An 8,124-nucleotide genomic window follows, 5' to 3' on the forward strand; every position below is an offset into this window, starting at 1 on the left:
GTCACGTGCCCTCCGCAAGGTCACCGGAGGCGTTCGTCCGCTCGGCCGATCGCAACGCTGTCCGGCGCCGGTCCAGGCGAGCGCGCCCGACGCCTCGTCGTGCCGCTCGCTCGGACTCGCCGGCGTCCTCGCCGGAGGCCGTGTCACGTTTATCCAGGTACGTCGCCAGGTGGCGGATCGTCGTGTACTCGAAGAACGTCACGATCGACAGGTTGTGACCCCGACCCGCGAGTGCCCGCTGCACCTCGAACAGGAGCAGCGAGTGCCCGCCGATCTCGAAGAAGTTGTCGTCAACGCCGACTCGTTCCAGCCGCAGGATGGCGCACCAGGTCTCGGCAAGCCACCGCTCCGTACCGGCGTGGGGCGCCCGGAAGTCGGGATCGGGCTCGGCCGGTCCCAGAGCCGGCAGGGCCCGCTCGTCCACCTTCCCGTTCCGGTTGAGCGGCAACGAGTCGAGCATTATGAGATCGGTGGGAATCATGTAGCGCGGCACCCTGCTGGCGAGGTGCTCACGCAGTTGCTGCCGAAGCGCGGGCTGGTCCTCCGCCTCGAGGTAGGCGACGAGACGCTTCTCCCCCCTCCCGTCCTCGCTGGTCCTGGCCAGGACTACCGCGTCGGTGACCGCGGGGTGAGCGCGCAGTGCCTCGACGATCTCGACTGGTTCGATCCGGTAGCCACGCAGTTTGATCTGGCGATCGCGGCGGCCGATGAAGTCGATCCGACCGCTCGGGAGATGCCGGGCGAGGTCGCCGGTGCGGTACATCCGGCTCCCGGGGACGTCCGAGAACGGGTCGGGGACGAAGCGGTCCGCAGTGAGCCCGGCCGAACCGTGGTAGCCGCGTGCGACACCGGTGCCACCGATCCAGAGCTCTCCGGGCACCCCGGGCATGACCAACTGCCGCCACGCGTCCAAGATGTAGACGCTGGTCCCGGCGATCGGACGGCCGATGTCCGGCGACATGTGCGAGGCTCCGGCGGGTTCGATGTGCCCGGCCGTTGCGGTCGCCGTGGTCTCCGTCGGGCCGTACTCGTTGAGCACCCGGAACGGTAGGTCGCCGGACGGACGGACGCGGAGCCGGTCGCCCCCGATGATCAGCTCCCGCAGGGCGGGCTCGGCCGGCCAGTTCAGCGCCAGGACGCGCTCGGCCAGCGCCGTCGGCAATTCGGTGACGGTGATGCCCTCGTCGACCAGCCACGAGCGCAGGCGCTCCGGATCGAGTTTGGTGTCCTGGTCGGGCACGTAGAGAATCGCGCCGGAGGTCAGGGTTGGCCAGATGTCGGTCACGGACGGGTCAAACCCGGGAGAGGCGATCTGGGCGACCCGGTCGGACGGCCCGAGGTCACAGCGCCGACGACGCCAGGCGACGACATTGGACAGCGACCGGTGCTCGACCATCACGATCTTCGGCTGGCCGGTCGAGCCGGATGTCGCGATGAGGTAGGCGAGGTCGTTGTGCGCCGCCGGATCCGCCGGACCGGCGTCGATTTCATCGGGAACATCCGGCAGTCGGTCCATCAGCAGCCGTGCCTGGCCATCCGGGAGGCGGTTCGCGTGCACGCTGTCGGTGATGACGAGGACGGCGCCGGCGGCGGCGTACTGGCCGGCCAGGCGTGCCGGCGGATTTTCCGGGTCCAGGGGAAGGTAGGCCGCCTCGACGCACAACACGGCAAGCTCGGCGATCACCAGGTCCGCGCCGCGAGGCAGACACAGACCCACGACCGTACGAGGGAGGACACCGTTGGCCCGGAGGATGCCGGCCAACGAGTCCGCCCGGTGGATCAGGTCGGCATAGCTGACCTCGCGGGCCCCGTCGCGGATGGCCGGAGCGTCAGGTGCTTTCCGGGCCTGCTCCCGGACGGTGTGATGAACGAGCGCGCCGTCGTCGGCAGGGTGATGGCGCTCGGGATTCCAGTCGGCCAGCATCCTGACGCGGTCCCGTGGGCTGAGCACCGCCAGCTTGAACAGCGGTACCGCCGGCCTGGCGATCGCATCAGCCAGCAGCCGCAGGTAGCTCTCGGCCATCCGGCTGACGGTCGCGCCGTCGAACAGATCGACGCCGTACTCCCAGAGCATGGTGATCCTGCCGTCGGTGTAATCGGCGTCGGGGCCCTGCCTCTCCGCGTGCGGGATCACCACGACATTCAGGTCCAGCTTCGCCGCGCCATTACCGTGCTCGAAGATCGTCCCGGTCGCTCCGGCAAGGTCGAGGTTCGGGATCGGGGAGTCGTCGACGCTGAACAGAACGTCGGTCAGCGGGTTACGGCCCGGCTCCCGGGTGGGGTTGAGCACCCGGACCAGCTCCGAGAACGGCAGCAGCTCGTTCGCCGTCGCGTCCAGCACGACGCTGTGCACCTTTTCGACGAGGTCTTCGAAGCCCAGCGTGGCGTCGACGTCGCACCGCAACAGCACCGTGTTGACGAACATGCCGACCAGGTCCTCGGTCCGGGGCGCCTGACGACTGGCGAACGAAGACCCGACACAGATGTCCCGCTGCCCCGTGTAGCGGTACAGGTAGGCGTAGAAGGCCGCGAGCATGGTGCTGAACGTCGTCACCCGGTGAGCGCGGCAGAATGAGCTCATTGCCGCCGCGAGCCCGGGTGGCAGGTCCACCCGCAGGGTCTTCCCGCGGAAACTCTGGGCCCCGGGTCTGGGGCGGTCCGCCGGCAGCTCCAGACGGGGTGGAAGGTCAGTGAGCTGGTTCTGCCAGTAAGCGAGCTGCGCCCGCATGGGCGGGGTCTCCAGCGCGGAGCGTTGCCAGCGCGCGAAGTCCCGGTACTGGATGGGCAGCTCGGCCAGCGAGGGCTCGACGCCTTCGGCGAACGCGTTGTACAGCGCCTTGAAATCACGCATCAGCAGCGAGAAGGACCACCCATCGTGCAGCAGGTGGTTCTGTACGACGATGATTTCGTATTCCGCGACCGACAGTCGCACAACGGTCCAACGAATCAACGGCAGGTGTTCCATGTCGAACGGCTTACGCAATTCCCCGGACACGATCTCGGCGAGCAGTTTCTGCTGTCCTTCGCGAACGTCACTGATGTCGAGTCGCGTTGCCTGGACCGGTTGTGGCGGATGCACCACCTGCCACGGCTTGCCACCGACTTCCGAGTACGTGCTGCGTAAGATCTCATGCCGCCGATGAAGTTCCGTGATAACGCGGTCGAGTCGGTCGAGATCGAATACGCCCGCAACGCGGACCGTCGTCTGCGCGTGGTGGGCAATGGTGTCCGGAGCGAACCGATGGAGGAACCAAACCTGTTCCTGTTGGAATGACAGGGGAATGCCGGCATCGGCGTCCGGCTCGCGTGCCGAAGGCAGGCATGAGAGGGCCGGATCGGGCTGCGAGGACTCCAGCCAGTCGGCGAGTTCGGCGACGGTACGGTGTTGAAACAGCTCTCGGAGCGGAAGATCGATACCGAACTCCAACTTGATCCGGGCGATCACCTGGAGCGCGGTCATGGGGTGTTTACCAAGGTCGAACGGATCCTCCTCAATCCCGACGCGGTCGATGCCGACCGCCTCACCCCAGACCTTGGCGACCACCCGCTCGGTTGCGGTCCGGGGTGCGACATGGGGTGCGCGCTCCCGACGTTCCCAGCCATTGGCCCGCGGCAGCGCGGCCACGTCCACCCTGCCATCGTTGGTCATCGGCAATGCATCGAGGACCACGTACGCCTGTGGTGCCACTGGCACCGGCAGCCGGTCCCGTAGATGGGCGGCCAGCTCAGCCGCCTGGGGAACCCGTCGTCGATCGCGGGGCACGACATACGCGATGAGGTCGGTTTCGTTCCGGCCGGCCAGCACATGGGCGCGCGCGACTGTCTGGTGACCGGCGAGTACAGCGGCGACATCGGCAGGTTCGGCCCGGTACCTGCGGGTCTTAATCTGGTCGTTAGAAATTCGCTGTCGCAACGCGCACTTCCTCATAGCCTTCCGGTATCCGCCGCGCTTTTTCCTGGGCGAGTCGCAACGAGAAACGTGCCTCGACGTCAAGGAATTGTTTTCTGGTGGTGCCACAGCTCGCTGCACAATTCACCGTGATCCATCCCTGCCCCCAAGTAGTTCAGACGGGAACTTCCATGTCAAGAGTCGGAGTATGTTCTAATCTGAACGATTGGAGGCGTGGACGTTAACGGCGCTGGATAAGCGCTGGTCGCCACGTCTACTTGACATGGTCCGAGTCGAGTGATGAAATATTGCCCAGCCAGTCACGTCGAATGGTCGCGCTGAAACCGTTGCACTCGGCGACCGCCACAGTGGAGTGAGTTGCGTGATGGACCGAGATTCATTCGATGACGAAACGCTGACTTACGTCGTGGTGGTGAACAGCGAGAACCAGCACGCGCTGTGGCCGGAGCTTGTTGACATTCCCGACGGGTGGCTAACCGTCTTCGGCCCGGCCGGCCATCGAGGCTGTCTCACCTACGTCGACCGGTCGTGGGCCGACATGCGCCCGAAGAGTCTCATCGAAAAGTTGGGCTAACCTCCGCCCCGGGGCGTGCGGCAGACCATGTCGCCCGGTGGTCGCAGGTGAACTGAGCCATCTTGCCTGCTGCGTGTACGTCGTGGGTGCCTGGGAGGCGCTGCTCCTAACTTGATCTTTAACCTGTGCGGCGTGGCCTCGGGCTATTCGAAGTCTTCGTTTTCCTCGTGTCGCTTTCGGTTTGGTGCTGGTGGCGGCGGTGACGATGTGGACGTCGTGGCGGGCTGCCGGGTGGCGGTTGCGTAGTCCGGGTGGTTGGCCGAGTCCCGGCCGGGAGGTTTTCGGTGCGCAGGCGGGGTTGCCGGCTTTGGTGCGTAGGTGCCGAAAGCCTCGGCGGACGCGGGCGGGCGCGAGTCGTTGGGGTGGTGCGGTGCGTTCCCAGGGCCGACGCAGGTCGCCGACGGCGCCTCGGGCGAGGTGTAGCTGGGCGTAGGCGGCCAACACGAGCCAGGTCCACCGGTCGTCCGAGATCGAAGCCGATTGCTACCGCGTCTGGCGGGGAGCCGCGTGGACTGGCGACCACCCCAAGCCCGTGGCCAAGGCTGTCGTCCGGCGCGCACCGACGAGACGAGGTCATAGGTCCGAGGCGCCAGACTCGTGAGCGATAAGGCACGCCGGGAAGACCGAACGTGGCCCCAAACGGCCGAAGCGATCCACTGGGTGCACCGGATCCTCCGCGACGAACGCGAGCTCGTCATCTCGTCCCGCCCACTCGAGGCCACGGCGTTCCTGATCGACAACATCCGAATGGCCTACGTGTTCTACGAGAGCAGCCTGTCGATCAACGTGATGTACACCGTGGACGACCCGAGCAAACGGGCGGTCGGATTCAAGCTCGCCGACGGCATGGAAATCCCGGAGGAACTCGCTGCGCGGTTCAAGTTCGCGCGGCAGAAGTCGAAGCTCGCCGGCACCATCCGCGGTTCATATTTCGCCTTCCAGGCTGACTATTGACCGGGCCGTCGGCACCGCTTCACGAACGAAGGAAACGAGTCACATCCGCCGACTCGACCGTCGCCGCCGCAGAGGCCGGCAGGTCGGGCTCGTCGAACGGCTCGACTACGACCTCGCCGTCGTCCAGGCGCCAGTTGCCGACCCCGCGCCCCGTCGCGGGTGACCGCCGCACGGAGCACGCCGCCGACGGGATGCACCGGTCTCGCCGACGGTTGCTTGACCCACGTTCCCGCCTGGCCGCGATGCCGCCGCCGCAGGCAGGCATCCTCATCTGCCGCGTAGTTTGTGCTACGCAGCATCACGCCGGGCTGGCCCGGCGTTCGTCTCAGCCGCGCCGGGTTGTCGACGTCGCAGCCAGGACCAGGCGCGGCCGGTGTAGGTGTTGTCCCTCGTCGCCGAACCGCCTCCGCAGCCTGTCGAAGGGCATTTCGTAGCTCTTCTGAATTGCGGACCGCTGCGACGGGCTTATGGCGCGTGCTCGGGTTCGGCGGCGGCGGGCAGGTGTTCGGCCAGTTCGCGGCGGAGCTGGTCGCGCCCGGGGCTCATGTAGGCGAGTGGGACCAATATCTCGTATGGCCGGCGACGCGGAAGTGCGGCACGGGGAACGCGTCACGCCGGATCAGCTTGTAGGCCGTGGAGCGGGACATGCCGAGCACCGACGCAGCGGTAGCCACATCGGTGCTGGCACCCAAGGCGCGGATACTCTCGGCCACGTCCGGCGGAGGGCCTCACCGGCCACGATGAACCACGTCCGACACCCACGGTGCCGCCGGACCCGACGTGTGCGGCGTTCCGTCACCGATCTCGCCGCGGCCCACCCTCAGGCATGGGGAGGGGAGGGAATATCCCAAGTCCCGGCGGACGCGGCGTCGTGTACCTAGGGTGGCGGCCATGGAGTACCACGCGACGGGGGGCCGTGACCGCTACCGGCGGCTGCGCGGTTTCAACGTGCTCGTCGGTCTCGTGCTGGCTGCCGAGGGCATCTTGATGTGGGCGGCCAGCAGCGACCTGTCCCTGCCGGTGACCGCGTCGTACCTGACCGCGGACCCGGTGACGTTGCGGGACGCCACGCTCCCGGAGGTGGCCTTCCGAATCGCCGTCGGACCGGCGGTGGCGGTGTTTCTGCTCCTGGCCGCGCTCGACCATTTCGTGACCGCCGCGCCGGGCGTGCACCGCTGGTACGAGCGCAACCTCGACCGGCGGGCCAACTACGCTCGTTGGATCGAGTACTCGGTCAGCGCGTCAATCATGATCGTGTTGATCGGGCTGTTCGTCGGGATCCGCGACCTTGCGGCGGTCATCGGGATCTTCGCCGCGAACACCGCGATGATCCTGTTCGGCCTGCTGATGGAGCGCCAGCAGACGCCGGGACGCGCGGACTGGAGCGCCTTCTGGTTCGGCTCGCTGGTCGGCCTGGCGCCCTGGCTGGCGATCGTTGTCTATGTGGCCCAGCTGCCCGAGATCCCCGGCTTCGTGTGGGCGATCATCATCGTGCAGTTCCTGCTCTTCGCGAGCTTCGCGGTCAACATGGCCCTGCAGTACGCCCAGCGCGGCCGCTGGCGTGACTACCGTTACGGCGAGGTCTCGTACATCGTGCTCAGCCTCGCGGCCAAGTCCGCGCTGGCCTGGCTGATCTACGCCAACGTGCTGCGCACCTGACCCACCCTCCTGCCGTGGGGCTCCCGCACAGGTGCCGCCGACCGAGGTGATCCATCGGCGGTCGGCCCGCTGCAGGAAGGCGACGTGCGGGGTGAGCCCGACGACGACTTTCGCGCCGTTTCGAGGTCCCGCTCCGGAGCAGGTCGCAAGACCCAGGTGCCGGCGACCGAGGGCGTCGAGCTGCTTCGGCGTATGGCGTCCGTGCCACTGTCGGTACGTTCCTGCCCGGGGCGCATTGCCTGCGGCTACTCGATCAGCAGGGACGGATGACCGTCAAGCTTCTCTGCGTCGGACAACCCTGTCTGCAAGGTGGCGAAGCCGCGACGCCTGCCAACCACGTGGCGAGCGGCGGCGGACACACGGCTAGCCGAGATCAACGAGGTTGCCGCGAGCGCAGGTGCCAACCCGGCGTTCGACAGTCCGCGCCTGAGACGGCACACCGAGACAGCCTCCCGGACACCTCGTATTCTTAAGCTTTCTTATGGTGGGTGGCTCGTCTCGACGACCTCGTCGCGCCGTGGGCTGCCGCCGCGACACGTCGCATCGGCTGCGGCTTGCCGGTCAGCGGGTGGGTGCTGCTCGTACACCGGTGAGGTGTTTGGTGATGCGGAGCAGCACCTGGCCCGGCGTACCGGCGACGAAAGCGGCCGTGTCCGCGAGTGCGCCGATCAGGGGCAGTCCGCGGCCGCCGACGGTGAGCGGGGCGGGGAGGTCGGCGTCGAGTCTGGTGTTGTCGGGGCTGCGGCCGCGGTTGCCGACCTCGATTAGTACTCCAGCCGCACTTGTGTGATGTGGAGTTTCGGCAGCTCATCGGCATGTTTCGTGCGGATGTTGCGCCAGTAGTTTAGCGGTCAGTGTCGATGCTGATCCTGTGGCGCGCGGTGATCGCACTGTCTGTCTGTTGTGGCCGGTCGTTAGCCGGGCAGGCTCCCGTGGGCCTGCCCCGTTTTGACGGACATCCGAGATCAGGGGACCTGGGGTCTCCGGGAGGATGTTCAGCATCATGGAGAGCATGGGAAAGAAGCGG

General features: G+C 67.1%; 5 protein-coding genes and 2 pseudogenes. 4 read left to right on the forward strand and 3 right to left on the reverse strand.

What is annotated here, in order from left to right:
- Position 1 precedes the first annotated feature (1 nt).
- Positions 2 to 3,928 (reverse strand): amino acid adenylation domain-containing protein, encoded by a 3,927-nt coding sequence (locus ABZS40_RS33375; protein WP_354948249.1) that lies wholly within the window; start codon positions 3,926 to 3,928, stop codon positions 2 to 4.
- 346 nt (positions 3,929 to 4,274) lie between these two features.
- Here ABZS40_RS33375 and ABZS40_RS33380 point away from each other — a divergent pair, with 346 nt between their 5' ends.
- Positions 4,275 to 4,484, forward strand: coding sequence for an MbtH family protein (locus tag ABZS40_RS33380; RefSeq protein ID WP_354948251.1), 210 nt, complete (start codon positions 4,275 to 4,277; stop codon positions 4,482 to 4,484).
- A 118-nt stretch (positions 4,485 to 4,602) separates the two neighbouring features.
- Here ABZS40_RS33380 and ABZS40_RS33385 read toward each other — a convergent pair.
- Positions 4,603 to 4,946 (reverse strand): annotated as a pseudogene (locus ABZS40_RS33385) (transposase); the annotation flags it as partial.
- A 135-nt stretch (positions 4,947 to 5,081) separates the two neighbouring features.
- On the opposite strand from ABZS40_RS33385, the gene ABZS40_RS33390 reads away from it, so the two are divergent.
- Positions 5,082 to 5,438: a hypothetical protein gene (locus tag ABZS40_RS33390; protein ID WP_354948253.1), complete on the forward strand. Its 357-nt coding sequence runs from the start codon at positions 5,082 to 5,084 to the stop codon at positions 5,436 to 5,438.
- A 593-nt stretch (positions 5,439 to 6,031) separates the two neighbouring features.
- Here ABZS40_RS33390 and ABZS40_RS33395 read toward each other — a convergent pair.
- Positions 6,032 to 6,145: pseudogene (locus ABZS40_RS33395) on the reverse strand (AlpA family phage regulatory protein); the annotation flags it as partial.
- A 184-nt stretch (positions 6,146 to 6,329) separates the two neighbouring features.
- Between ABZS40_RS33395 and heR the strand changes: the two are divergent.
- Positions 6,330 to 7,097 (forward strand): heliorhodopsin HeR, encoded by a 768-nt coding sequence (heR, locus tag ABZS40_RS33400; protein WP_354948255.1) that lies wholly within the window; start codon positions 6,330 to 6,332, stop codon positions 7,095 to 7,097.
- Between the two features lie 594 nt (positions 7,098 to 7,691).
- Entirely contained in the window at positions 7,692 to 7,865 is a 174-nt protein-coding gene (locus tag ABZS40_RS33405; protein WP_354948257.1) for a hypothetical protein, read from the forward strand.
- The last annotated feature ends 259 nt before the right edge of the window (positions 7,866 to 8,124 follow it).

This window comes from Micromonospora sp. NPDC005324 (genome assembly GCF_040607155.1).
GTDB classification, from domain to species: Bacteria; Actinomycetota; Actinomycetes; order Mycobacteriales; family Micromonosporaceae; genus Micromonospora; species Micromonospora trifolii.

What these genes read in the sequence shown, in the direction of transcription:
- ABZS40_RS33375 (WP_354948249.1), bottom strand. Translation starts at nt 3,928, where the DNA reads ATGAGGAAGTGCGCGTTGCGACAGCGAATTTCTAACGACCAGATTAAG.
- heR (WP_354948255.1), top strand. Translation starts at nt 6,330, where the DNA reads ATGGAGTACCACGCGACGGGGGGCCGTGACCGCTACCGGCGGCTGCGC.
- ABZS40_RS33380 (WP_354948251.1), top strand. Translation starts at nt 4,275, where the DNA reads ATGGACCGAGATTCATTCGATGACGAAACGCTGACTTACGTCGTGGTG.